This is a genomic window from Pedobacter ginsenosidimutans, from assembly GCF_001442625.1.
Lineage (GTDB): Bacteria > Bacteroidota > Bacteroidia > Sphingobacteriales > Sphingobacteriaceae > Pedobacter > Pedobacter ginsenosidimutans.
Genome location: NZ_LMZQ01000026.1, coordinates 1 through 24,158 on the forward strand (window position 1 = coordinate 1; position 24,158 = coordinate 24,158).

Here is a 24,158-nt window from a genome sequence, read left to right on the forward strand (position 1 = left end):
AATACGATACCATGATTATCATTCCTTGTTCTATGGGAACTTTGGGTAGGGTAGCACATGGAATATCGAACGATTTGATTTCGAGGGCAGCAGACGTTGTGTTAAAAGAACGCAGAAAATTAATAGCTGTAGTAAGAGATACCCCATTCAGTTTAATCCATATCAACAGTATGAAAACCGTAACTGAAGCGGGTGGAATCATCTGCCCGGCCAATCCATCTTTTTACAGTTTGCCTCAAACAATAGAAGAAGTTGCTGGCACGGTAATTAGCCGGGTGTTAGACCTGGCAGGTTTCGAACAGGAAAGTTATCGTTGGCAGGAGCAGTAATTGTTATTTTGCCAAAGTTTAGATATTTTTGGTTAATTTAAAATAATCCCATGAAACTATATTTACGCTCTATATTATGCTGTGCAGTGTTATGTGCTTTTTTTTCTCAGGTTAACGCCCAGCAGGATTTTCTGATTAATTCAAAAAACGACACTTTAAAAGGTGAAATAAAAAAACAATTTATTGGTTTTTATCGGTTCAAGCCCGAGGGAGGTACCAGTTTTAATAAAATTCCGATCCGCGAAACCAAAGAATTTTATAAAGTAGAAAAAGAGATAAATTATCTCGTTAAAGTACGCCCGGACAAAAGGAGTCCTGACTTTTTACAAAGATTGGTTAAAGGCAAAATTGATTTGTTCGAATATTACAGACAGAGTGGTAATAATCAGGTTGATATTGTTTGGTATGCCAGTAAAGAAAATGGGGAACTGTTTGAGGTAAAAAGCAACCATATCTTCGGTTCTCGCAATGATCGCAAAGATAGGTTATACAGCTTAATAAGTGATAAACCAGAACTGTTAGAGAAATTTAAGAAAGATGATAGTTATAGCTTTGAAGCTGTAAAGGAATGCATTAAATTATATAACTCAAACTAAATAGCCGATACTCATGCTAAAATTAAGCTTTATTGTAGTTGTTTTGTTCGTTTCAGGTATATGTTTATCTGGCTGCGAAAAAAGAGCTTGCCCCGAAGGAATGCACGAGCAACGTTTAAAAGATGGTACAACTATATGCGTTCCAAACAATTTATAGTCTGTAATTTGTCAGTTCTCAATACTCCAAACCAACAACTCCGAACAAATTTCCTATCTTTGCAGCCTCAATGAAAAAGGTCGCATTTTATACATTAGGTTGTAAACTCAATTTCTCCGAAACATCAACCATCGGTCGTTTATTTACCGATGCAGGTTATGCCGTAGTAGAATTTCAGGATCAGGCAGATGTTTATGTGATCAATACCTGCTCTGTTACTGAGCATGCCGATAAAAAATGCCGTAAAGTTGTTAAAGAAGCTTTAAAATATTCTCCAAATGCCTTTGTAACCATTGTAGGTTGCTATGCGCAATTAAAACCGCAGGAAATTGCCGAAATAGAAGGTGTTGATATGGTTTTGGGTGCTGCAGAAAAATTCAGGATAGTAGAATATATTACCGATTTAACTAAACAACCAAAAACCCTTATCCATCAACAAAATATAGAGAAAGTAAACCATAATTTTATTGCCTCTTATTCAATTGGCGATAGAACGCGTACTTTTTTGAAAGTACAGGATGGTTGCGATTATCCTTGTACATACTGCACCATTCCCCTGGCACGCGGTGCAAGCCGTAGTGATACCATTGAAAATGTGGTGAATCGTGCAAAAATGATTGCAGATAGCGGTGTTAAAGAAATTGTTTTAACCGGTGTAAATCTTGGCGATTTCGGAATTAGGAATGGCCAGCGTGAAGATAAATTTTTTGATCTTGTTAAAGCTTTAGATGAGGTAGAAGGAATTGAAAGAATCCGTATTTCATCTATTGAACCGAATCTTTTGAACAATGAGATTATTCAGTTTGTATCCACCTCGAAAAGGTTTGTTCCGCATTTTCATATTCCCTTACAATCGGGTTCTGATAAAATTTTAGGTTTAATGCGCCGTCGTTACCGTAGCGATTTGTATGTTGAACGTGTTGCCAAAATTAAGGAAGTAATGCCGCACTGTTGTATCGGCGTAGATGTGATTGTTGGTTTTCCCGGCGAAACGAAAGACGATTTTTTGGATACTTATCGGTTTTTAAACCAGCTTGACATTTCTTATTTACACGTATTTACTTACTCTGAACGCGAATTAACGGCTGCAGCCGAAATGAAAGGTGTTGTAGCGGGCAGCGAGCGTAACGAGCGCAGTAAAATGCTCCATATTTTATCTGATAAAAAACGTAGGTCTTTCTACGAATCTCAAATTGGTGCTGAAGCTGAAGTGCTATTCGAAGCAGATCAGAAATCGGGTTACATGCATGGTTTTACCAAAAATTATGTAAAAGTACGTGCAAAATACGATCCGGTTATGGTAAATGAATTGAAAGCGGTTAAGCTTTTAGAAATTACTGCCGATGGAGAAGTAGAAGTAGCCGAACTGGAAACTATTCACGCACATCATTAGTCTGGTCTGGAGTCATTGGTCGAAAGTCCTGAATCAAAATTTATATTTTCTCATCCCCTCGGTTAGTCATCCTGAGCGTAGTCGAATAATCTTTAGTGATGTAATATGGAAAATATAAGATGGATGATGGAATTGATATCACCTGATCAAAATTTTCCCTAAGAACTACTGTAATCCGTTAACTAAACCTGATCGGAGCGAACACGAATCTCGACTTAAGCACTGTTTTTTGCTTTTTTATGGTGTGCTTGCTTGTTTCACAGGTTTTCAATCGGGTGAGTAAAGCGTAGAGCGGGACTGTACTAACCGATGAAATACAGAACCTTTCCTTTCCAAAATAAAAAAAGATTTTTACCCGTTTTTTCCAGCTTTAACCGCTGGTCTTTAGTCTTTCCGCTTTAGTCTTTTAGCTTTCCGCTTTAATCTTTCAGCTTTGGTCTTTCTTTCCTATCTTCGCAACAAATTATTTGTATGTTTCCTACCGTTTCACATTTTTTAGAATACTTATTCGGCATTAATTTACCGCTTCCATTTAATACTTTCGGTGTTTTTGTAGCACTGGCCTTTGTTGCCGGTTACTGGGCTTTTACCAAAGAGCTTAAGCGTAAGGAAGCATTGGGCATACTCCACCCAATTAAAAAGACAATTGTGGTTGGCAAACCTGCTACTACATCAGAGCTGATCATGAATGGCCTTTTCGGCTTTGTTATTGGTTATAAACTGGTTTATGCGTTGTTAAACTACAAACTTTTTGTAAATGATGCGCAGGCGATTTTAATGTCGACCAAAGGAAATATAATTGGTGGGTTGTTTTTTGCAGGGCTGTTTGCTTATTGGGATTATACCGAAAAGAATAAACACAAGCTTGATAAACCAAAAGAAACACAGGTAACCATCCACCCATACCAAACCATGAGTAACCTGATTGTTTGGGCGGCTATTTGGGGCTTTTTAGGGGCAAAGTTTTTCGATAACCTAGAGTATTGGGATGATTTTGTTCAACACCCTATTGAGCGTTTATTATCGTTTAGTGGTTTAACTTTTTATGGTGGTTTAATTTGTGGCGGTGCAGCGGTATTGATAATTGCTAAAAGAAATGGTATTAAACCGCTCCATATGCTTGATGTAGGCGGGCCGGGAATGATGCTGGCTTATGCTGTAGGCCGTATTGGTTGCCACTTAGCCGGCGATGGCGACTGGGGGATTGTAAATTCAAATCCAAAACCATTTTCTTGGCTTCCAGATTGGTTGTGGTCTTACAAATATCCGAATAATGTGGTAGGAGAAGGAATTCCAATTCCTGGTTGTATCGGTAAGTTTTGTAATGAATTGGCCCAAGGAGTGTACCCAACGCCAATTTACGAAGTAATTATATGTTTGATCCTTTTTGCCTTCTTATGGAAGATTAGAGATAAAATAAAAGCACCCGGTTTAATGTTTGGTATTTACATGATCTTGAACGGTATTGAGCGTTTCTGTATCGAATTAATCCGTGTAAACTCAAAATACCATGTTTTTGGCTTGTCTTTTACCCAGGCAGAAATGATTTCTACCTTTCTTGTTGTTGGAGGCATTGCATTAAGTGCTTATGCTTTAAGAAACAGGAATCAACTGGCTTAATGCTCTATAAGTTCATTTATCATCCAATAAACGCCTCGTTTTACTGTTAAATAATTATGAATTACGAATTACTGTGTACAAAAGTAATATCGATTGTAAGGCTCACCGGAAACTTTATCCGTAAAGAAGCGCTGCAGTTCGATGTTCAAAAAATAGAATACAAAGGATTGAATGATATGGTTTCTTATGTTGATAAAACAGCAGAACAGAAACTGGTTCAAAACCTCGAGAAATTAATTCCCGATGCAGGTTTCATAACCGAAGAGAAAACCATTAACCGTACTGGCAAAACCTATACCTGGATAATTGATCCCTTGGATGGCACAACCAATTTTATCCATGGTATTCCAGCTTATGGTATTAGCGTAGCACTTTATGAAGATGGATTACCCGTTATCGGTGTGGTTTATGAATTAAACAGGGGCGAAATGTTTTATTCGTATAAAGGCGGACCTGCCCTTATGAATAAGAAAGAGATTAAAGTTTCTACTAATCCTGATCTAAAATCGAGTTTATTGGCAACGGGTTTTCCATATTATCAATTTGATAAACAGCCACAGTACTTAAAATTATTGACCGAAATGATGCAGAAAAGCCACGGTGTACGTAGAATTGGTGCGGCAGCAATAGATCTGGTATATACAGCCTGTGGGCGTTTCGATGCTTTTTTTGAATACAATCTGCAACAATGGGATTTTGCAGCCGGATGCTTTATTGTGCAGCAGGCAGGAGGAGAGGTTTATGATTTCTCAGGGGGTAACGATTACTTTGAGAAAAGAGAGATTTTGGCTACCAATGGTAAACTCTCTGCTGAGATGTTAACCGCGATCAAGCAGTATTTTTAAGCTATTCGTCATGCTGAATTTATTTCAGCATCTTAAAGACCCTGAAATAAATTCAGGGTGACGATTTGGTTAGATAATAAAAAAAGGTCCCGATTCTCATCGGGACCTTTTCACTATATGTACTATGAAAAATGCACAATTTTAAAGCGCTTCAGAAACAACTTCTGTAACTTCCGGTACCATTCTCTGCAATAAGTTTTGGATACCAGATTTAAGTGTAATGGTAGAAGATGGACAACCACTGCAAGAACCACGTAGTTCTACCGTAACCACACCTTCATCAAAAGATTTGTATGTAATTGCACCACCGTCCTGTTCAACTGCTGGGCGTACATAATCGTGCAGAATCTGCTGAATTTTAATTTCAGTTTCTGTGCCCTCAAAAGCAGGCGCTTCTTCGGTAGTTGCTTCTTTAATTTTTAATTCAGATTCTACAGCTCCCTTAACAAATTCTTTTAAAATAGCTTCAATATCAGCCCATTCTGCATCATCTGTTTTGGTAATGGTAACAAAATTGCTGGCGAAAAAAACGCCAGAAACAAAGTTGAACTTAAATAACTCTTTAGCAAATGGAGAATGTTCTGCACTTTCTTTAGTCGCAAAATCTTCACTACCATTAATTAGCAGCTTATTAACCATGAATTTCATGGTTGCTGGATTTGGAGTCTGTTCTGTATATACGTTAATCGTCATGTCTTAATCAATTTGAATAAACAAAATTAACAATTACTCACTAATAAAACCTTTGTTAGCTGTCTGCTTAACGTCAATTTAATTTGACTAGAAAACGCCAGTATAATTAAAAGGTGTAATCGTTCTCAATTGTACTTTAACAGCTTCAGAAACAGCCAAACCTTCAATAAACTCGGCAATACTCGCTGCATTAATTTTTGAATTTGTTCTGGTTAATTCTTTTAGCGCCTCGTATGGATTTGGGTAGTTCTCTCTTCTCAATACCGTTTGGATCGCCTCGGCAACAACTGCCCAGTTTTCGTCTAAATCGGCATGTAAGGCAGCTTCATTTAACAAAATCTTGTTTAGTCCGCGTAAAGTAGAATTAATAGCAATTAAGGTATGTCCAAAAGGAACGCCTATGTTTCTTAAAACAGTAGAGTCGGTTAAGTCTCTCTGTAAGCGTGAGATTGGTAATTTAGCAGCGAAAAACTCGAATAAGGCATTGGCAATTCCTGCATTTCCTTCAGCGTTTTCGAAATCGATTGGGTTAACCTTGTGTGGCATAGCCGACGAACCGATCTCTCCGGCTTTGATTTTCTGTTTAAAATAGTTTTTTGAAATATACGTCCAGATATCTCTGTCCAAATCGATAATAATGTTGTTTATGCGTTTTAAAGCATCACATTGAGCTGCGAATTGATCATAATGTTCAATTTGTGTAGTATGTTGAGCACGCGTTAAGCCCAATGTCTCGTTAACAAACTGGTTAGAAAAATCAACCCAGTTTACTGTAGGGTAAGCGATATGGTGTGCATTGAAGTTTCCGGTAGCGCCGCCAAATTTTGCACTGTTAGGGATATTTTGTAAACTTTCTACCTGAATAGCCAAGCGCTCGGCGAAAACCAAAAATTCTTTGCCTAATTTAGTAGGAGAGGCTGGCTGGCCATGTGTATGTGCCAACATCGGAATATCTTTCCACTCTGTAGCCAGCGCATTTATCTTTTCGATCAGGGTATTGATTGCTGGATAATAACTTTCATTCAATGCTAATTTAATAGAATAAGGAATGGCAGTATTATTAATGTCCTGAGAGGTTAACCCGAAGTGGATAAACTCCTTATAGTGTTGAAGTGATAGCGCATCGAATTTACTTTTGATAAAATATTCAACAGCTTTAACATCGTGGTTAGTTACTTTTTCAGTTTCCTTAATTTCTAAGGCATCAACTTCTGAGAAGTTTTCGTGGATTTTGCGTAATTGGGCATAAAGATTTTTATCAAAATTTTCTAAGCCAGGCAAGTTGATTTCGCAAAGTGCGATAAAATATTCGATTTCTACAAAAACACGGTATTTGATTAAGGCTTCTTCAGAAAAGTAAGCAGCTAAACTTTCGGTTGTTTTTCTGTAACGGCCATCAACTGGTGAAATAGCTTGTAGTGATGTTAAATTCATTATGCGGATTATATTTTTGCCGCAAATTTACTACAATTGATGGATTTTAAGGTCTTGATCTCTAGAAATTAATACAAAATAAAAAAGGCCTTAGAATTTCCGAGGCCTTTTCGCAGTAATAGCTAAAACTATTTTTTAGTTGTGTCTTTAACGGTTGTATCTTTAACTGTAGTATCTTTTACAGTAGTATCTACAACCGTAGAATCAACTTTAGATGAATCAGTTGCACCATCTTTTTTTTCTGATTTACAAGCAACAACCGATAGGGATAAAGCTAGAGCTAAAAAGCCCATTTTGAATGCATTTTTCATTTTTTTTAATTTGTTTGGTTCTGAAAATTAATTAATTACTAATTTATACAAAAAAGCCAAGAAAGTAACCCTGTTTTCTTAAATAAAAAAGGTCGCGATATAAAAACGCGACCTTTTTTATATTATTTGGTAAAAATAACTAGTGTTTTACTTCTTCTTTTGTAGTAGTAGCTTTAATTGTGGTGTCTTTTACAGTAGAATCTTTAACTGTAGTATCAACAGCAGTTGTGTCAGTAATAATAGTTGATGAATCTGTAACTGTTGTATCAGCACCATCAGCTTTTTTACCTGATTCGCCGCAAGCAGCAACTGTTAAAGATAGAGCTAGGGCTAAAAAGCCTAATTTGAATGCATTTTTCATTTTGATATTTGTTTTAGGGTTAAATCTACTGTTAATGCCCGAAATGTTAAAAGGTAACCCGTTTATTTCGATAAAATAAAAAAGCCTTTGAAAAATAAATTCCCAAAGGCTTTTTTTATAAGTAAGTTAGACTAGTGTTTAACTTCAGTTTTTTCTGTAGTAGTTTTTACAGTAGTATCTTTTACTGTAGAATCTTTAACGGTAGTGTCTTTTGCAGTAGTATCAGTAACGATAGTTGAAGAATCTGTAGCTGTTGTATCAGTACCTTCAGCTTTTTTTTCTGAGTTACAAGCAACAACTGATAAAGATAAAGCTAAAGCTAAAAAGCCTAATTTGAATGCATTTTTCATTTTTGAGTATTTTTAAGTAATTAATTAATTTACCTGTTAATACCACTTATTTAAAAAGGTAACCCGAAAAAAATAAAAAAAAGTAAAAAAAATAAAAAAGGCTTCCGATTCTGCATCAGAAGCCTTTTTTTATGAGTAAAGTTAGACTAGTGTTTAACTTCTTCTGTAGTAGTAGTAGTTTTTACAGTAGTATCTTTTACTGTAGAATCTTTAACTGTAGTATCTTTTGCAGTAGTATCAGTAACGATAGTAGAAGAATCAGTTAAAGTTGTATCAGCACCTTCAGCTTTTTTCTCTGAGTTACAAGCAACAACTGATAAAGATAAAGCTAAAGCTAAAAAGCCTAATTTGAATGCATTTTTCATTTTTGAATTTTTTTAAGTAATTAATTTCTTATTAATGCCGCAAAGGTAAAAAGGTAACCCGACAATTTATAAAAAAGTTAAAATATTTTTTTTCTGAGGTTTGGGTTACCGTTTGCTTTAAGTTTGTATTAAGCAATTATAGTAGCTATAAATATTTTTTTGTCTAATATTGGGTTACTATTTATAGAAAAATGTATTAACTAGTGAATAACAGTTTAAAGAGTTCAGTTCCAACAGATAGAGAGGTTATTTTAGGTATCCTAAATAATTCAGAAGATACACTTAACAAGTTATACAAGGCTTATTATGCAATGGTTTTGCAATTTATCCTGAATAATAACGGTGATGAAGATGATGCAAAAGACGTTTACCAGGAAGGTATAATAATTTTATATAACAAAATTAAGGCTGGTAATTTTGAGCTCAGCAGTAAATTGAAAACCTATATTTATTCGGTTTGCCGGCGTATTTGGCTAAAAAAACTTAGCTTAAACAGTAAAAAAGCCGGTAACATTACCGATTATGAAGATGTATTTGCTGTTGAGGAAGATGTAGAGCACCACGAAGAGAAAGATGCTGCTTTTGTGAAAATGCAATCGGCACTCGATCATTTGGGCGAACCTTGTAAAACCATTATTCAGGATTTTTATATCCACAATTTATCCATGCAGGATATCTGTGAAAAGTTTGGTTATACCAATACCGACAATGCAAAAACGCAGAAGTATAAATGCCTGCAAAGGTTAAAGAAAATATTTTTTCAACCATAATTTGAAATGAGAAACGATTTGGAGTTAGATGCAATTATTGAAGATTACCTTTTAGGTAAACTTAATGCACAGGAAACTGAAGCTTTTGAACAGTTACGTCGTAATGATGCCACAGTAGATCATAAAGTAGTTTCGCATAAGTTCTTTTTAGAATCTATGGGAACATTTGCTGAGCAGTTGCGCTTAAAAGAACAGTTAAATCACATTCATTCAGAAATTGATGTGGAGGGTTTGGCTTCTACACTTAGGCCTCATCCATCACGTGTGGTTCAGTTGTGGCGCAAACATAAATCTGCAATTGCAGTTGCAGCATCTTTCGTTGTACTCTCTCTGGTTTCTATTTACTCTATTCAGCATAATACTCAACAGGCAGAGCGTTACAGGCAGTTAAGCAACCAGGTAAATAATGCTATTAAAACACAAAATAGCTTAATCAGAAATATTAAGCATAATAATACAACTTCTGGTAAGCCAAATGCTCAGAATAGTTTTGGTGGTACTGGTTTTGCCATTTCTACAAATGGTTACATTTTAACCAACCTGCATATTATTAATGGCGCTGATTCTTTATATGTGCAAAACAGTAGAGGAGAATCGTTCAAGGTAAAGTCAGTTTACACAGATCCTCAAAACGATATTGCAATTCTTAAAATAAACGATAAACACTTCAGTAACTTATCATCTATTCCATACACCATTAAAAGGAATACAAGCAACATTGGTGAAATTGTATATACCTTAGGTTATCCAAAGGATGATGCTGTGCTTGGAGAAGGTTACGTGAGTTCTAAAAATGGTTTTATTGGAGATACCACTCAGTATCAGGTAGCTATTTCAGTTAATCCGGGTAATAGCGGTGGTCCTGTTTTAGATAATAACGGAAATTTGGTGGGTATCATTAGTGGTAAGCCTGATCAGACTGAAGGTGCAGCTTTTGCTATTAAATCAAAATATATTTTAGAGGCCATGAGGGCCATTCCTCAGGATTCATTAGGCGTGAATAAACTTTCTGCCAACAAAAGAAGTTTGCTGTCTGGTTTAAAACGCACCAAACAAATCGAAAAAATACAGGATTATGTATTTATGATAAAAGCATACTAAAAGCAACACCCCAAACAAATTAATATTCTTAAACCCTGAAGACTGATTCTTCAGGGTTTTTTTATTGGAATTGTAATTTAGAGGTCTTAAATTAATATTAAATCTATGTATTTACTATACTATTGTTTAGATTTGTTTTAGTCAAATTTAAATTAATAATATCATGAGTATAAGATTAGGCGATACCGCACCGAATTTCAAGGCCAACACATCCATTGGCGAAATAGATTTTTACGATTATTTAGGCGATAGCTGGGGAGTATTGTTTTCTCACCCTGCCGATTATACCCCTGTTTGTACCACAGAATTAGGTAGAACTGCAGCTTTAAAAGGTGAATTTGAAAAAAGAAACGTTAAAGTTTTAGCCCTAAGTGTTGATTCTGCTGAATCACATAAAGGATGGATTAATGATATTAACGAAACTCAGAATACTTCTGTCGAATTTCCGATTATTGCCGATCCTGATAAGACTGTGGCAAATCTATACGATATGATCCACCCAAATGCTTCAGAAACTTTAACAGTTCGCTCGTTGTTCGTAATCAGCCCCGATAAAAAGGTGAAATTAACCATTACTTACCCGGCATCAACCGGAAGAAATTTTAATGAAGTGTTACGTGTAATTGATTCTTTACAGCTTACGGCAAATTATAGCGTGGCCACACCTGCCGATTGGAAAGATGGAGAAGATGTAATTGTGGTAAATAGCATTAAAACGGAGGATATTCCAGCTAAATTTCCTAAAGGACACCAGGTAATTAAACCTTATTTACGTACTACACCTCAGCCAAATAAATAATCCGAAAATTTTATTTAATAACGCAACATTATTGTTGAATGGACAGAAATGGCTTGCATTATATTCGTAAATTATTATATTTGGTAGTTTTGTTTCAATATTAGCGCTTAAACTGGTTGTTTTGCTCATAATAATACTCAATTAGTTAAATGAAATGCTGATCAAGGCTTAAAAGTTTATTTATTTTATATAATTTTTTATTTTTTTATGGCAACCGGAAAAGTTAAGTGGTTTAATACTCAAAAAGGCTTTGGATTTATTGTGCAAGAAGACAATAAAGACTTATTTGTGCATTTTAAAGATGTTTTAGGTGGAATCGAAAGCTTGAAAGAAAACGACACAGTAGAATTTGAAGTAGCTGAAGGCAGAAAAGGTTTACAAGCAGTAAATGTTAAGAAAGTTTAAGCAATAATATAATGATTATTTCTTCATTCCTACAAAAAGCCTTTCGATTGAGAGGCTTTTTGTATTAACAGTCTTGTCTGGACGAAATCGTCATCTCGATCCGATAGCTATCGGATGAAGCGTAGCGGAACGGAGAGATCTATAAAGTCGTTACTCTATTGTAGATTTCTCTTCCAAAGGAGTTCCTTTAGAACACTGCGGTCGAAATGACGATCTCACGATAAGGTGTATATCGTGTAAATGAAAAGTAGTAATTCATAGGTTGCAAATTCTTCTCTACGCTCAGAATGACAATCTAATAGTATTGAATAATTGAGGCTCTAACAACGATGTTTTCGCTGTTGCCCACCTTGGTGAAAATTAGAAACTGATTTTGATCTGCTTTTATTTTATATTTTTTGACTAAATCTTCAGGCTTTGCCGGATAGTTCCGCACAATCACATTTCCCTTTAAATTTTCTTGTTTTTTAAGTGCTGTGGTACTGAGTATGGCTTCAATTTTAAAAATTCTGCCTGGGAAATCTTTATTTACAATTACCGAACTAAATAGCTGTGTTTGAGGATGTAGTTTTAAGAGATTGTAAGTTGTACCAATTAAATTAAAAGCGCCCGATTTTAGTAAAGCAGCATCTGGTTCGTATAAGTAATCACCAGTGTTTAAACCATCAATAAACTGAATTGAAGCATTTGAAGCTGATCTGTAAAAGGAAAAGTCTTTTTCAATCTCTTTATTTAAAGTTACAGCTATAATTTTTGCATCACCATTGTAACCTTTATCGATGATCCATAAAAGTTCTTTGCACTCATTTTTTACACTCACAATATGGATCTCGCTTACATGTTTCAATTCTGATAATCCTGCTGAAATATCGAGTAAAGGAGCAGTTTTGACGATTATTCTCGAAGATTTTTCTAATAAGGCATCCAGATTGCTTGTAATGTCGGGCGTACAGTCTTTTAGCATAAAAACTTTGCCCTTTTCGGCTCGTCGTGCAGGATCTACATAAATCGTATCAAATGATGTATCGCTAGCCATGATGTAAGCAATGCCATCTTCGGCTTTAAATTCGATATTTGTTGCATGTAAAGCCTGCGCATTATGTCGGGCTATAACGGATAGTTCAAGGTTAATTTCGCAATGTGTAACCGCTTTTACATTTTTAGAAAAGTAATAGCTGTCAATCCCGAAACCTCCGGTAATGTCAATTAAAGTATTGCCTTTCGCTAGTTTGGATTTGTATTTCGCAGTAATTTCAGAAGAAGTTTGTTCAATGGATAATAAAGGGGGATAATAAATATCTTGAGTATTAAACCAGGTGGGTAATTTCTTTTCTGATTTTTTTTTTGCGGTAATCTGTGTGGATAATTCGGCTGCAGTAATACCCTCGAACGGACTTTTTGCCAAAGCAATCTGATTTACATCTGCATTTAAATTTGCGTTGATGTACTCTTGTACGGCTTTGGCTAAAAGTTTATTGTTCATGTGTTAATATGTTATTTCAAAAGAGATCGTCATTTCGACTGTAGTGCAACGAAATGGAGAAATCTATTTAGATAGGTTTCTCCACTGCGGTCGAAATGACGAACACATTTAATGCTCGCAATGACCAAATTCTATGTGGTTTTATTCTTCATAACCATCTGGCAGGTATGGCGGCTTTTAACTTCCAATAAAATATCTTTATCAACTGTTACACGATCAATAGTTTGTTGGTTATAATAGCGGATGGTTACCAGTTCCAAGCCCTTATTGTATTTTACGGTAAATTCTTGAGACAGATCTTTGATCAGTTTTTCAATTTGAGTAGGATGATCATCAACGCTTACCGAAAAGCTGATAGCAGAGTTGAGCATCGTATTGATTTTGATCCGGTGTGTATGGAAAAGCTCAAAAATATTGCTCAGATTTTCTTCTATAATAAAAGAATAATCTTTTGGGAAAATAGAAATCAACGCCTGGTTAACCTTAAAAATAAAAGAGGGGATAGGTAATGGGTTATTGTCTTTGGTAATTGCTGTTCCTGAGCCTTCTGGTTGGATAAATGACCTTACAAAAAGCGGAATCCCTTTGTTTTGAAGGGGTTTTATTGTTTTTGGGTGTATCACCGTTGCGCCATAATAAGTAAGCTCAATCGCATCATGATAAGAAAGCTGGGCAATTTTCTCTGTTTCATCAAACCATTTCGGATCTGCATTTAATACCCCGGGAACATCCTTCCAGATGGTTAATGCAGCAGCATCTAAACAGGAAGCAAATATGGCTGCCGAATAATCAGAACCTTCCCGGCCTAAAGTTGTGGTGTAGTTTTCGCTTGTACCGCCAATAAATCCCTGTGTTACAATAATGTTGTCGGTTAAGAGCGGTAATAAGTCTTTTTGTATAATCTGATTGGTTTTTGCCCAATCTACTTTTCCTTCACGATAGGTGTTGTCAGTCTGGATATAATTCCGCGCATCGGCCCAAAGGGCTTTATTGCCTGTTTCATTTAACCAGGCTGCCACAATTTTAGTCGAGACTACTTCACCGATTGATACAATCTGATCATAAATGTAATCAGGGTTGTTATCTGGTTCATCTTCAATCAGCCAGTCAATTTCAACAAATGTGTTAGCCACATCATCATAAACCGGATTAGCTTTACCTTGAAACAGCTCATCTATAATGTTGAAATGGAAATGTTTGATCTCATCAAAAATCGCATGCGCTTCATCACTTTGTGTTAAGAATGCCTGCGTTAATTTTTCCAATTTATCGGTAATCTTCCCCATTGCAGAGATCACAATCAGTAAATTTCCTTTTTTGTAATCTCTGACAATATTGGCCAGATTCTTTACTCCATCTGCATCTTTTACCGAGGCACCACCAAACTTAAAAATATCCATGTTAAAATGCCTTGATTTGTTCTTTAGAGAAAGCTGCGTTTAACCAACCACTTTCTAAATGTGCTTTATATTTATTGTAGAAGTTTATTGCTGGTTCGTTCCAGTCTAATACTTGCCAAACCATGCCACTATAATTGCCATTTTTAGCCTCTTCTATCACTTTTTCGAATAACACTTTACCCAGGCCTTTTCCTCGAAATTCTTCCGTTACAATAAAATCTTCGAGATACAACCTACATCCTTTCCAAGTAGAATAACGTGTATAGTATAATGCAAAGCCCACTATTGTATTATTTACTTCGGCTACGTAAGCTTTCCATACCGGGTTTTTACCAAAACCAGCATCGATAAAGTGATCTAAGGAAACCGTTACTTCTTCAGGGGCACGCTCATAAACGGCGAGCTCATTAATTAATTCCAATATTCTTGGACAATCTTCTGTGGTTGCAAATCTGATGTTAAAATCCATATTAGTTGGTCGTAATATCGTTTTTGAAATGTTTGATCACCCTTTTTCCGAAAATACTGCTACCAATACGTACCATTGTACTTCCTTCTTCAATTGCAATTTTATAATCTGCACTCATTCCGGTTGATATTTCCTTAAAAGCATCGTCTTTACGGAAAAAGCTCACTTTAATGCCATCAAAAAATACTTTTAGCTCGTGAAACTCGGTCGTAATCTGCTTTTCGTTCTTGGTATTGGTGGCAATTCCCATTAAACCTACTATACGAATATTTTTCAATTCGGCTAACTCTTCGGCACGTAATAATTCAATTACTTCATCAAAACCAAGTCCGAATTTAGTGTCCTCATCAGCAATGTAAACTTGTAATAAACAATCAATTACACGTTTGTTTTTTCCGGCCTGTTTATTGATTTCCTGTAGCAGTTTCAAACTGTCTACCCCATGAATAAGTTTAACAAAAGGGGCAATGTATTTTACTTTATTGCTTTGTAAATGGCCAATAAGATGCCATTCGATATCATTTGGAAGTTGCGCCTGTTTGTCTACCATTTCCTGTACATGGTTTTCTCCAAAAATGCGCTGTCCGGCGTTGTAGGCTTCTAAAATTGATTCTACTGGTTGTGTTTTTGAAACTGCAATTAGTTTAACCCCGCCTGATTCAACTTCGCTTTTATATTGTTTAAGATTATCAGCTATGCTCATTTATAACTATTTTTGGTAAAATTAATAACCTTGCCGCAATTTGGGCAAAAAATAATATTTAAATTAAGCATGAAGAGATTAATATGCGTTTTAATGACAGCTATATTATGGTTTGGTTGCAAACCCGGTATACCAGATGGCATTATTAAACCTGATAAAATGGAAAAGATTTTATACGATATGCACATTGTTGATGGCTACCTTTCAAGTATTTATGTAGTAGATTCGGCAAAGAAGGTGGCAGCAGCTTATTATAAAGGGATTTATAAAAAATTTGGTACAGATTCTGCCGAATATAACAGGAGCTTAATTTGGTATAATACCAACCCTAAGGAGTTAGAAGCGATGTATAAAAACATACAAAAATTGTTAGCCAAGCAAAAAAAGGGAACGGCGTTAGCCGACTTGATAATCAAGAAAAAGGCATTTAAAGCCGACTCGCTGGTGATAGCAAAGAAATTTAAGGCCGATTCTCTTGCGATCAGAAAAAAAATGAAACCTGATTCTTTATCGAAGGTTAAAGCAGTTGCTGAAATTGCAAAGAAGAAAAAGCAGGCCGATTCACTAATTAATATAAAAAAAGCTGGCGTATCGGAAATAGTTCCAAGTCCAGCAATAGTACACTAATATGTTATATCCCGAAAACTGTTTAGAACGTTTAGGTTTTGTTGAGATCAGGCAACTGATTAGCAGGCATTGTTTAAGCCCGATGGGGCAAACAATGGTAGAAAAGATGCAGGTGATGAACCGTTTTGATCAGATTGATAAGTTTTTACGTCAAACGAACGAGTTTAAGAGTATCCTGCAAAATCAGGAACCACTACAGATTAATACCTTTTTTGACATTAAGTCGCTGGTTGAAAAAATCAGGGTTGAGGGCACTTATCTATTAGAAGATGAGTGGTTTCAGGTATATACTTCACTGCATACTGTTTTCTCGGTACTTCGTTTTTTCGAAGAACGCGCAGAAGTATACCCTACACTAGAAGCTTTATTTGAACATCTGCCGATCGAAAAAACGATCCTTCGTAAGATAGAAACCGTTATAGATGCCAAAGGAAAGATTAAACCCAATGCATCAAAAGAATTGCAGGAAATTACCTCTGCCATTTCGAAAGCGGAGCAAGATGTGCGTAAGCGTATGGATTCGATCTACAAGCAGGCTATTGCCAATAATTGGGTTGCCGATGGCAGTTTAACTATTCGTGATGGTAGGATGTGTATCCCGGTTTTGGCTGAGAACAAGCGTAAACTCAAAGGCTTTATACACGATGAATCGGCAACAGGACAGACAGTTTATATTGAACCTGAAGAAGTATTTACCTTAAATAATAAGCTGCGCGACTTAGAGTTTGACAAACGCCGTGAAATTATTAAGATTTTAATTGCCTTAACGGACGATTTGCGGCCATATTCGCCATTATTGCTTTCTTACCATGGTTTCCTTACCAAACTGGATTTTGTTCGTGCTAAGGCTTTATTTGCAATGGATATCGAAGCTGAAATGCCAGGTTTGTTAAAAGAGCCCAAAACCAAGCTGATTAACGCAAGGCATCCTCTGTTATCGATCTCATTTGCGGCCGAAAAGAAAACCGTTACACCTTTAAATATCCATATAGATGCCGAAACCCGGGTGGTATTGGTATCAGGGCCAAATGCAGGCGGTAAATCGGTTTGTATGAAAACTGTTGGTCTTTTGCAGATTATGTTGCAAACAGGTTTGTTAATTCCGGTTGATGCGAATAGTGAAGTAGGTATTTTTGAAAATATTTTTGCCGATATCGGCGATGATCAATCAATAGAAAGTGATTTAAGTACCTATAGTGCGCACCTGAAAAAGATGCGCTATTTTGTAGAGCATGCTTCGCCAAAAACGATGGTGCTGATTGATGAGTTTGGTACCGGAACCGATCCGCAGTTTGGGGGACCAATGGCTGAGGCTGTTTTGGAGGTGTTGAACAATAAAAAAGTGAGGGGTGTAATTACTACGCACTATTCTAACTTAAAGCTTTTTGCAGGTAATACACCTGGTTTGGAAAATGCATCAATGCTTTTTGATAATGCCAAAATGAAACCGCTCTACATTTTAGAAATGGGTAAACCTGGTAGTTCTTATGCATTCGAAATTGCTCAGAATATTGGTTTGCCAAAAGAGGTAATCCAGCTGGCTAAAGAAAAAACAGGATCTAACCAGAACCGAGTAGATACCATGCTTGTTGATCTGGAGCGCGAAAAGAAAAATGTTTATGATGCTAAGGTAAGTTTGGCCAATCAACAGAATAAAGCTAAAAACCTGGTTGCCGAAAACGAGAAGTTAAAAAGCTTTTTAGAGGAGAATAGAAAGGTACTGATTAAAGAGGCGAAACAAGAGGCGCAGAATATTATTAAAAATGCCAATAAACTGGTCGAAAACACCATTGCCGAGATTAAGGAAAAGCAAGCCGATAAAGAGGTAACTAAAGAGCTCCGTCAGAATTTGCAGAAAGAACTGCTTAAAAATACTATTCCGAAAGAGCGCCCTAAACCAGTACAGGTAGTTGTTGGCGGCGAAATTGAAATAGGTGATTTAGTGAAATTTACGGATAGTGAAACCATTGGTCAGGTTTTAGAAATTAACCGTAATGAACTGGTTTTGGCCATTGGCGATTTACGATCGACTGTTAAAAAGAACCGCGTTCAAAAGGTGAGTAACCGTGAAGCTAAAAAAGTAATTCAAAGCAGTGCAAATTCTTTTGCAGGGCGGATGAATGATGCGGTATCGGCCTTTAGGGCAGAACTTGATCTTCGTGGAAAACGCACTGAAGATGCCCTATTCGAAGTAGAGAAATATTTAGATAAAGCCATTATGCTCGGCTTTCCATCCATTAAACTGATCCATGGTAAAGGTGATGGTATTTTGCGTAAAATGATTAGGGAATACCTGCGTAAATACAGCCAGGTAAATAGGATGGAAGATGAGCATGCGGATAGAGGCGGGGATGGGATCACCTATGTGTATTTGAATTAATTGTGGTGCCAGATGTTACAATCTGGCACTGTAAATAATATTTTGCGATAAAATTGCAATGCTATTTATGCACTCGTTAAAAACGAGCGCAGGCATAAGTATGGTTGTAGTGTCGGATGTTTACTATCTGAAATTCTCGTGTAGGCGTCATTCCCAACCCGATAGCTATCGGGTTGATTGGGAACCACGAAGTGCTCATCGAAGATAATCTTAATGCCTTATAATACTTTGAGTCTAAGATCCCCGCGTGCGCGAGGATGACGATAAGGGGTAAAATACTTGTGTAATCATCATTGCACTGTGCTTCGCTCAAAATGACGTCCGCCAAGTAAAACAATAAAACTTTATAGCCGTAACGTTGTTATTTCTAAAACGTTACGGTTATGAGGGCAATACTACTCTGCTTATTTGTAATGCTATTCGTTACAAATTGCAAAAAGAATGGTGATGATAATGACGATCCGGGTAATTTACCTGATGTAGAATTAAAATCAAAAGTAGTTGTATCTGGATTGAGCCTTCCATGGGAAATGGTTTATGGCCCTGATAATTTCATTTGGTTTACCGAGAAAGCAGGTAAAATTAGTCGTTTAAATCCCACCAACGGACAAGTAACACCCTTACTTACCATAACCGAAGTTCGTACTAATGGAGAAGGCGGCCTGCTTGGAATGACGCTACATCCCGATTTTACCAGCAATCCTTACGTTTATGTAGTGTATGGCTATGGTAGTACCTATAAAGCCAAAGTTGTACGTTACACTTACAGTGGAGGAAGTTTAACAAGCTCACAGGTTTTATTGGATCAGATTCCTGCTGCTTCAATCCACAATGGTTCGCGTTTGCTAATCAGTGGCGGTAAACTTTTTATCAGTACCGGCGATGCTGCTGATACTGGCACTCCCCAAAATGTTAATTCTTTAGCGGGTAAAATTTTAAGGATAAATTTAGATGGCTCGATTCCCGGTGATAATCCTTATCCAAATAACCCGGTTTGGTCTTTAGGACATCGAAATGCACAAGGATTGACCCAGGTGGGTAATAAAATTTTCTCTTCTGAGCATGGACCTGATTCTGATGATGAGATTAATATTATCGAAAAGGGAAGAAACTACGGATGGCCAAATATTAAAGGTTTTTGTAATGAAAGCGGAGAACAATCGTTTTGCAGTTCGAACAATGTGGTAGAGCCGCTAATCAATTGGACACCAACCATTGCACCTAGCGGTTTGGCTTATTACAATTCTGATTATATTCCACAGTTTAAAAATTCGTTGTTGCTGGGTGTATTAAAAGGAACTAAATTAATGCAGCTTAAATTGGATGATACACAAACAAAAATCATAGGAACGAAAGATTTTTATGTAAACACTTATGGCAGGATCAGGGCAGTTTGCCAATCGCCAGAAGGGAAAATTTATATCTGTACCAGTAATGGAAACGACGATAAAATTATAGAAATTGCGAAGTAGATCGACTATTTTTTCCGTCCAGGGCACTTTTTACAGCGTTTACCTTTCTTAAATTTCTCACAACATTTTTTGTGCTCAGCCGTACAGCTGAAAATAAAACCCATGCCTTTTTGAAATTCAGGATCGGTGGGTAACATGAATAGGCTTTCTTCTCTCTCGTAAATCATTGCAGCACAAAGGTAATAGTTATTTAGATTAATTCCAATCAATTAATATTCCTGGAAGATTTAAAAATTATTAATGCTACATTTTTGAAGGCAATTTGTAATTTAGCGAACTAACCAAAAAAATCATAAAATGATAAATAAAGTGGTATCTGGAGCTGAAGAAGCGATCAAAGATATATCAGATGGCGCAACCATCATGCTTGGCGGTTTTGGGCTTTGTGGTATTCCAGAAAATTGCATAAATGCTTTGGTAAACAAACAAGTCAAAAATTTAACCTGTATTTCGAATAATGCCGGTGTAGATGATTTCGGTATCGGTTTAATGCTAAAACAACGTCAGGTTAAAAAAATGATTTCTTCGTATGTAGGTGAAAATGCCGAATTTGAAAGGCAATTGCTGAGTGGCGAACTCGAAGTAGACCTTATTCCACAAGGTACTTTAGCTACGCGTTGTCTGGCTGCCGGATATGGTATGCCTGCAATTTTTACGCCTGCAGGTGTGGGTACTGAAGTGGCAGAAGGTAAAGAAGTACGCAATTTTGATGGCAAGGATTATTTGATGGAATATGCTTTTGATGCCGATTTTGCTATTGTTAAAGCCTGGAAAGGAGATACCGCTGGGAATTTAATCTTCAGATCAACAAGTAGAAATTTTAATCCGGTTATGGCCATGGCAGGTAAAATAACCATTGCCGAGGTAGAGGAACTGGTAGAGGCCGGCGAACTTGATCCGGATTATATTCATACGCCTGGTATTTATGTTCATCGGATTTTTCAGGGGAAAGATTATGAGAAAAGAATCGAGCAGCGAACGGTGAGGAAGTCCGAAGTCTGAAGTCGGGAGTCCGAAGTCGAATAGCAAATCCGATCAATCCTCAGTCTATCCATTCAAAACTCATTCATTTACATTTTTTATGTTTTCAAAAGAAGAAATTGCACAGCGCATTGCTAAAGAAATAAAAGACGGATACTATGTTAACCTTGGTATCGGCATACCTACTTTGGTTGCCAATTATATTCCAAAGGGAATTAACGTAGTGTTACAGTCTGAAAACGGCTTATTGGGTATGGGGCCATTTCCTTTCGAAGGAGAGGAAGATGCCGATTTAATTAACGCAGGGAAACAGACCATTACTACTTTGCCTGGATCATCAATTTTTGATTCGGCCATGAGTTTTGGGATGATCCGTGCACAAAAAGTAGATCTGACTATTCTGGGAGCCATGGAGGTATCAGAAAATGGTGATATTGCCAACTGGAAAATCCCAGGTAAAATGGTAAAGGGAATGGGAGGGGCTATGGATTTAGTAGCATCAGCCAAAAATATTATTGTGGCGATGCAACACATCAATAAAGCCGGAGAAAGTAAATTATTACCTAAATGTACTTTGCCTTTAACCGGTGTAAAATGCATCAAAAAAATTGTAACTGAATTGGCAGTTTTAGATATTCTGCCCGAAGGTGGATTTAAACTTTTAGAGCGTGCACCAGGCGTAAGTATAGAATTTATACAACAATCTACGGCTGGAAGACTGGTAGTAGAAGGAGAGATTCCAGAAATGAGATTGGATTAAATTGGTGGTTTGTGGGAGGATAAATCGGGGTGGTTAGATTCTAGAAAACGGTCGTCATTCCCGCGCAGGCGGGAATCTTAATGCACACTCAAGCCTATCAAGGCATTACGATTCCCAGGCAAAAAAAGAAGTCAAGCTTTTAAAGCTTGACTTCTTTAAAGTTTATTGTATATCTACTAAAATGCTGTTTCTTAAATCGTTGGAGATATCTTCTGTGATACCGATAATTTCTTCAGGTTCGTTGGTGTTATTCATTATTACCTTATTACATTGTTCGCGATACGGCAATAAATATTCTTTATAGGCTGGCACAACATGGTTATGCCATTTGTACAACACATCATCTTCAGGGTAGCCGCGCTCTAAACCATCTCTTTTTATTCGGCGGTCTAAAGCAACCTGCTCATCTGCATCAACAAAAATGGTATGATCCAGCAGTGCTGCAATTTCTTTAAAATGAAGGATAAAAAGACCCTCAACAATAATAATAGGCGCCGATTTAATCTCCAGAATTTTAACAACGGCTAATGGATTATTGAAGTTGTATTCTTTTTTATAAACAACCTCGCCGCTCATTAACTGTTTAATATCTCTTAAAAACTGTTCGCTATCAATGGTAGAAGGGAGGTCGAAGTTGTATAACTTGTTTTCTTCCTGTGTCATCTCGCCCGCTGGGATATAATAGTCATCCTGCGATACGAGTGTTACTTCATCCTGTTTAAAATGGTGAAGAAAGCAGTTTAAGAAAAATGTTTTACCCGATCCGCTACCACCGGCAATACCAATTATAAATGGCTTTTTGTTCAAACTCATTGAGCACTATATGTTAAATTGCAGAAAAAACGTTTGTCTAAAGCGCCCAATGAATCGGCTACGGCTTTAGTCATTACAATTATAACATCTTTTGTGGATTCGTTCTCCGTAAATTTACCAACAACTTTGGCAAAGGTAGTGCGGTTAGTCATTGGGTTGGTAATCTTAATTACCCTGCCTACGGGTGCCGTACGGTGTAAAACCAACATTTTTGTTCCGTCCAGATCCTGGTCTGCAATCCAAACTGCGGTTCCTTTTTCTTCGATCTGACTTAAACCATATACGCTAGGATCGCGGCGGAGTTTAGGGTCTTTAACCATGGTACTGTCTGGTTCGTTTTCCTGCTCTTCTTTCGATAAATCATTTACCGATTTAGGTTGCGGCGGTTTAGGAATAATCAGCTTCTGATCAACTTTAATCGCGTTATCCTCCAGTTTATTTGCTGTTCTAATCTGATAAGCGGTTAAATTGTATTTTTTAGCAATAGTAAAAATGTTTTCTCCGGTAGCTACGGTATGAATAAAACTTTCTTCTTTTGTTGCCGGTGCTTCTTTAACTTTTGCTTCTGCCTCTTTAACTTTTGCTTCAGCTTGTTTTTCTTTCGGAACCTGGACATCTGTAATAATCCCTCCTGGTACTTTTAAAACCTGCCCAATGGTAATGGCGTTATCAGGCAAATCGTTCAGTTTTCTAATCTGGTAAGCGGTAATGCCGTATTGTTTAGCGATGGTGAAAATAGTTTCGTTCCTTAAAACAGTGTGTGTACCGGCTGCATCTGTAGATTTGTTCTCCTGTACTGGTTTTTCTTCGGCTACAGCTACTACTTTGTTCTCGTCGATATTCTTCGTTGCCGGTATTTTGAGTTTCTGCCCAATACGGAGATTGTTTCCCGAAAGATTGTTGGCTTTTTTTACTTCTTCAACAGTAGTGCCGTATTTCTCGGCTATTTTGCCTAAAAACTCCTTGGGCGCAACAGTATGCTCGATCATGGTTTGATCGGCAGATGATGTATTGCCCTGAGGCGTTTCTGTATTATTTTTCGCTGGCGGCGTTACCGGAGCAGCTGTTGCAATTTGTTCTCCGTTTTTAACAGGGATTTTTAAAACCTGACCGATACTTAAATTACTGCTGCTAAGGTTGTTTAAAGCTTTAATTTCATTAATGGTTGTGCCGTATTTTTCGGCCAGCATATTTAAGTTTTCTTTTGGCTTGATGGTATGCTCTATTATATTGCCAATAGAAGTGCTTTGGTTTTGCGTGCTGTTAGCTAATCCTGTTGCTGTAAAAGGAATATTGGTTGGTACTTTAATGATTACCCCAACCTGAAGGTATTTATTGTCATTAAAGGCCATAATCTCTTTAGGGGAAACATTATACCTTCTTCCTATTGAATAATAAGTGTCTTTTGCTACAGTTTGGTGAACGATCAGTTTTTTGCCTTTATTATTTTCTACACCGATAGAGTCTCTTGCTGTGTTGGCTTTGGCATTTGCAATGTTTAAAGCAAATAACACTACAGCAGATAAATATATTTTATGCAT

General features: G+C 36.8%; 26 protein-coding genes. 14 read left to right on the forward strand and 12 right to left on the reverse strand.

What is annotated here, in order from left to right:
• The 5 genes from ASU31_RS21175 to ASU31_RS21195 form a co-directional block, all read left to right on the forward strand.
• Positions 1–329: UbiX family flavin prenyltransferase (locus tag ASU31_RS21175; RefSeq protein ID WP_157258173.1), on the forward strand; the 329-nt coding region annotated here is incomplete at its 5' end.
• A 50-nt stretch (positions 330–379) separates the two neighbouring features.
• The gene (locus tag ASU31_RS21180; RefSeq protein ID WP_157258175.1) at positions 380–925 is read left to right on the forward strand and encodes a hypothetical protein; all 546 of its coding nucleotides are present in this window, start codon (positions 380–382) and stop codon (positions 923–925) included.
• A gap of 227 nt (positions 926–1,152) precedes the next feature.
• On the forward strand, positions 1,153–2,475 hold the full coding sequence (gene mtaB / locus ASU31_RS21185) for a tRNA (N(6)-L-threonylcarbamoyladenosine(37)-C(2))-methylthiotransferase MtaB (RefSeq protein WP_057934264.1): 1,323 nt from the start codon (positions 1,153–1,155) through the stop codon (positions 2,473–2,475).
• A gap of 471 nt (positions 2,476–2,946) precedes the next feature.
• Positions 2,947–4,095: a prolipoprotein diacylglyceryl transferase gene (locus ASU31_RS21190; protein WP_057934265.1), complete on the forward strand. Its 1,149-nt coding sequence runs from the start codon at positions 2,947–2,949 to the stop codon at positions 4,093–4,095.
• Between the two features lie 56 nt (positions 4,096–4,151).
• Positions 4,152–4,940 carry an inositol monophosphatase family protein gene (locus ASU31_RS21195; RefSeq protein ID WP_057934266.1) on the forward strand — a complete coding sequence of 263 codons (789 nt, stop codon included), beginning with the start codon at positions 4,152–4,154 and terminating at the stop codon, positions 4,938–4,940.
• Positions 4,941–5,081: 141 nt separating this feature from the next.
• On the opposite strand, the gene ASU31_RS21200 is transcribed toward ASU31_RS21195, so the two are convergent.
• The 6 genes from ASU31_RS21200 to ASU31_RS21225 all read right to left on the reverse strand — a co-directional run bounded on the left by ASU31_RS21200 (position 5,082) and on the right by ASU31_RS21225 (position 8,454).
• On the reverse strand, positions 5,082–5,633 hold the full coding sequence (locus ASU31_RS21200; RefSeq protein ID WP_057934267.1) for a NifU family protein: 552 nt from the start codon (positions 5,631–5,633) through the stop codon (positions 5,082–5,084).
• A gap of 87 nt (positions 5,634–5,720) precedes the next feature.
• The gene (gene purB / locus ASU31_RS21205; RefSeq protein WP_057934268.1) at positions 5,721–7,067 is read right to left on the reverse strand and encodes an adenylosuccinate lyase; all 1,347 of its coding nucleotides are present in this window, start codon (positions 7,065–7,067) and stop codon (positions 5,721–5,723) included.
• Between the two features lie 128 nt (positions 7,068–7,195).
• Positions 7,196–7,378, reverse strand: coding sequence for a hypothetical protein (locus tag ASU31_RS21210; RefSeq protein ID WP_057934269.1), 183 nt, complete (start codon positions 7,376–7,378; stop codon positions 7,196–7,198).
• A 139-nt stretch (positions 7,379–7,517) separates the two neighbouring features.
• Entirely contained in the window at positions 7,518–7,739 is a 222-nt protein-coding gene (locus ASU31_RS21215) for a hypothetical protein (RefSeq protein WP_057934270.1), read from the reverse strand.
• A gap of 131 nt (positions 7,740–7,870) precedes the next feature.
• Positions 7,871–8,089, reverse strand: a complete 219-nt coding sequence (locus ASU31_RS21220; protein ID WP_057934271.1) for a hypothetical protein — start codon at positions 8,087–8,089, stop codon at positions 7,871–7,873.
• A gap of 146 nt (positions 8,090–8,235) precedes the next feature.
• Positions 8,236–8,454, reverse strand: coding sequence for a hypothetical protein (locus ASU31_RS21225; RefSeq protein WP_057934272.1), 219 nt, complete (start codon positions 8,452–8,454; stop codon positions 8,236–8,238).
• Positions 8,455–8,657: 203 nt separating this feature from the next.
• Here ASU31_RS21225 and ASU31_RS21230 point away from each other — a divergent pair, with 203 nt between their 5' ends.
• From ASU31_RS21230 to ASU31_RS21245, 4 genes are all read left to right on the forward strand, one after another.
• Entirely contained in the window at positions 8,658–9,224 is a 567-nt protein-coding gene (locus tag ASU31_RS21230; protein WP_057934273.1) for an RNA polymerase sigma factor, read from the forward strand.
• 6 nt (positions 9,225–9,230) lie between these two features.
• Positions 9,231–10,325 (forward strand): S1C family serine protease, encoded by a 1,095-nt coding sequence (locus ASU31_RS21235; RefSeq protein ID WP_057934274.1) that lies wholly within the window; start codon positions 9,231–9,233, stop codon positions 10,323–10,325.
• Positions 10,326–10,488: 163 nt separating this feature from the next.
• A complete protein-coding gene (locus ASU31_RS21240; RefSeq protein WP_057934275.1) occupies positions 10,489–11,124 on the forward strand; it encodes a peroxiredoxin in 636 nt (211 codons plus the stop codon).
• Positions 11,125–11,331: 207 nt separating this feature from the next.
• Positions 11,332–11,529: a cold-shock protein gene (locus tag ASU31_RS21245; RefSeq protein ID WP_029276380.1), complete on the forward strand. Its 198-nt coding sequence runs from the start codon at positions 11,332–11,334 to the stop codon at positions 11,527–11,529.
• 295 nt (positions 11,530–11,824) lie between these two features.
• Here ASU31_RS21245 and ASU31_RS21250 read toward each other — a convergent pair whose 3' ends face one another.
• From ASU31_RS21250 to ASU31_RS21265, 4 genes are all read right to left on the reverse strand, one after another.
• Positions 11,825–13,012, reverse strand: coding sequence for a class I SAM-dependent methyltransferase (locus ASU31_RS21250; protein WP_057934276.1), 1,188 nt, complete (start codon positions 13,010–13,012; stop codon positions 11,825–11,827).
• A gap of 131 nt (positions 13,013–13,143) precedes the next feature.
• Positions 13,144–14,412 carry an aspartate kinase gene (locus ASU31_RS21255; RefSeq protein WP_057934277.1) on the reverse strand — a complete coding sequence of 423 codons (1,269 nt, stop codon included), beginning with the start codon at positions 14,410–14,412 and terminating at the stop codon, positions 13,144–13,146.
• Position 14,413: 1 nt separating this feature from the next.
• Entirely contained in the window at positions 14,414–14,881 is a 468-nt protein-coding gene (locus ASU31_RS21260; protein ID WP_057934278.1) for a GNAT family N-acetyltransferase, read from the reverse strand.
• Position 14,882: 1 nt separating this feature from the next.
• Positions 14,883–15,584 (reverse strand): YggS family pyridoxal phosphate-dependent enzyme, encoded by a 702-nt coding sequence (locus tag ASU31_RS21265; RefSeq protein ID WP_057934279.1) that lies wholly within the window; start codon positions 15,582–15,584, stop codon positions 14,883–14,885.
• Positions 15,585–15,677: 93 nt separating this feature from the next.
• Here ASU31_RS21265 and ASU31_RS21270 point away from each other — a divergent pair, with 93 nt between their 5' ends.
• The 5 genes from ASU31_RS21270 to ASU31_RS21290 all read left to right on the forward strand — a co-directional run bounded on the left by ASU31_RS21270 (position 15,678) and on the right by ASU31_RS21290 (position 21,804).
• Positions 15,678–16,211, forward strand: coding sequence for a DUF4296 domain-containing protein (locus ASU31_RS21270; protein WP_057934280.1), 534 nt, complete (start codon positions 15,678–15,680; stop codon positions 16,209–16,211).
• A gap of 1 nt (position 16,212) precedes the next feature.
• A complete protein-coding gene (locus ASU31_RS21275) occupies positions 16,213–18,591 on the forward strand; it encodes an endonuclease MutS2 (RefSeq protein ID WP_057934281.1) in 2,379 nt (792 codons plus the stop codon).
• Positions 18,592–18,974: 383 nt separating this feature from the next.
• On the forward strand, positions 18,975–20,063 hold the full coding sequence (locus ASU31_RS21280; protein ID WP_057934282.1) for a PQQ-dependent sugar dehydrogenase: 1,089 nt from the start codon (positions 18,975–18,977) through the stop codon (positions 20,061–20,063).
• A gap of 297 nt (positions 20,064–20,360) precedes the next feature.
• A complete protein-coding gene (locus tag ASU31_RS21285) occupies positions 20,361–21,065 on the forward strand; it encodes a CoA transferase subunit A (protein WP_057934283.1) in 705 nt (234 codons plus the stop codon).
• Positions 21,066–21,144: 79 nt separating this feature from the next.
• Positions 21,145–21,804 carry a CoA transferase subunit B gene (locus ASU31_RS21290; protein ID WP_057934284.1) on the forward strand — a complete coding sequence of 220 codons (660 nt, stop codon included), beginning with the start codon at positions 21,145–21,147 and terminating at the stop codon, positions 21,802–21,804.
• Positions 21,805–21,966: 162 nt separating this feature from the next.
• Here the strand turns inward: ASU31_RS21290 and ASU31_RS21295 are convergent, their stop codons facing one another.
• Complete coding sequence (locus ASU31_RS21295; RefSeq protein WP_036669687.1) at positions 21,967–22,611, reverse strand: uridine kinase family protein; 645 nt, start codon at positions 22,609–22,611, stop codon at positions 21,967–21,969.
• Between the two features lie 2 nt (positions 22,612–22,613).
• The gene (locus ASU31_RS21300; protein ID WP_057934285.1) at positions 22,614–24,158 is read right to left on the reverse strand and encodes a muramidase family protein; all 1,545 of its coding nucleotides are present in this window, start codon (positions 24,156–24,158) and stop codon (positions 22,614–22,616) included.

Excerpts from the sequence above, each read along its gene's own strand:
- ASU31_RS21180 (WP_157258175.1), top strand. The coding sequence starts at position 380 with ATGAAACTATATTTACGCTCTATATTATGCTGTGCAGTGTTATGTGCT.
- mtaB (WP_057934264.1), top strand. The coding sequence starts at position 1,153 with ATGAAAAAGGTCGCATTTTATACATTAGGTTGTAAACTCAATTTCTCC.
- ASU31_RS21190 (WP_057934265.1), top strand. The coding sequence starts at position 2,947 with ATGTTTCCTACCGTTTCACATTTTTTAGAATACTTATTCGGCATTAAT.
- ASU31_RS21195 (WP_057934266.1), top strand. The coding sequence starts at position 4,152 with ATGAATTACGAATTACTGTGTACAAAAGTAATATCGATTGTAAGGCTC.
- ASU31_RS21200 (WP_057934267.1), bottom strand. The coding sequence starts at position 5,633 with ATGACGATTAACGTATATACAGAACAGACTCCAAATCCAGCAACCATG.
- purB (WP_057934268.1), bottom strand. The coding sequence starts at position 7,067 with ATGAATTTAACATCACTACAAGCTATTTCACCAGTTGATGGCCGTTAC.
- ASU31_RS21210 (WP_057934269.1), bottom strand. The coding sequence starts at position 7,378 with ATGAAAAATGCATTCAAAATGGGCTTTTTAGCTCTAGCTTTATCCCTA.
- ASU31_RS21215 (WP_057934270.1), bottom strand. The coding sequence starts at position 7,739 with ATGAAAAATGCATTCAAATTAGGCTTTTTAGCCCTAGCTCTATCTTTA.
- ASU31_RS21220 (WP_057934271.1), bottom strand. The coding sequence starts at position 8,089 with ATGAAAAATGCATTCAAATTAGGCTTTTTAGCTTTAGCTTTATCTTTA.
- ASU31_RS21225 (WP_057934272.1), bottom strand. The coding sequence starts at position 8,454 with ATGAAAAATGCATTCAAATTAGGCTTTTTAGCTTTAGCTTTATCTTTA.
- ASU31_RS21235 (WP_057934274.1), top strand. The coding sequence starts at position 9,231 with ATGAGAAACGATTTGGAGTTAGATGCAATTATTGAAGATTACCTTTTA.
- ASU31_RS21240 (WP_057934275.1), top strand. The coding sequence starts at position 10,489 with ATGAGTATAAGATTAGGCGATACCGCACCGAATTTCAAGGCCAACACA.
- ASU31_RS21245 (WP_029276380.1), top strand. The coding sequence starts at position 11,332 with ATGGCAACCGGAAAAGTTAAGTGGTTTAATACTCAAAAAGGCTTTGGA.
- ASU31_RS21250 (WP_057934276.1), bottom strand. The coding sequence starts at position 13,012 with ATGAACAATAAACTTTTAGCCAAAGCCGTACAAGAGTACATCAACGCA.
- ASU31_RS21255 (WP_057934277.1), bottom strand. The coding sequence starts at position 14,412 with ATGGATATTTTTAAGTTTGGTGGTGCCTCGGTAAAAGATGCAGATGGA.
- ASU31_RS21260 (WP_057934278.1), bottom strand. The coding sequence starts at position 14,881 with ATGGATTTTAACATCAGATTTGCAACCACAGAAGATTGTCCAAGAATA.
- ASU31_RS21265 (WP_057934279.1), bottom strand. The coding sequence starts at position 15,584 with ATGAGCATAGCTGATAATCTTAAACAATATAAAAGCGAAGTTGAATCA.
- ASU31_RS21270 (WP_057934280.1), top strand. The coding sequence starts at position 15,678 with ATGACAGCTATATTATGGTTTGGTTGCAAACCCGGTATACCAGATGGC.
- ASU31_RS21275 (WP_057934281.1), top strand. The coding sequence starts at position 16,213 with ATGTTATATCCCGAAAACTGTTTAGAACGTTTAGGTTTTGTTGAGATC.
- ASU31_RS21280 (WP_057934282.1), top strand. The coding sequence starts at position 18,975 with ATGAGGGCAATACTACTCTGCTTATTTGTAATGCTATTCGTTACAAAT.
- ASU31_RS21285 (WP_057934283.1), top strand. The coding sequence starts at position 20,361 with ATGATAAATAAAGTGGTATCTGGAGCTGAAGAAGCGATCAAAGATATA.
- ASU31_RS21290 (WP_057934284.1), top strand. The coding sequence starts at position 21,145 with ATGTTTTCAAAAGAAGAAATTGCACAGCGCATTGCTAAAGAAATAAAA.
- ASU31_RS21300 (WP_057934285.1), bottom strand. The coding sequence starts at position 24,158 with ATGCATAAAATATATTTATCTGCTGTAGTGTTATTTGCTTTAAACATT.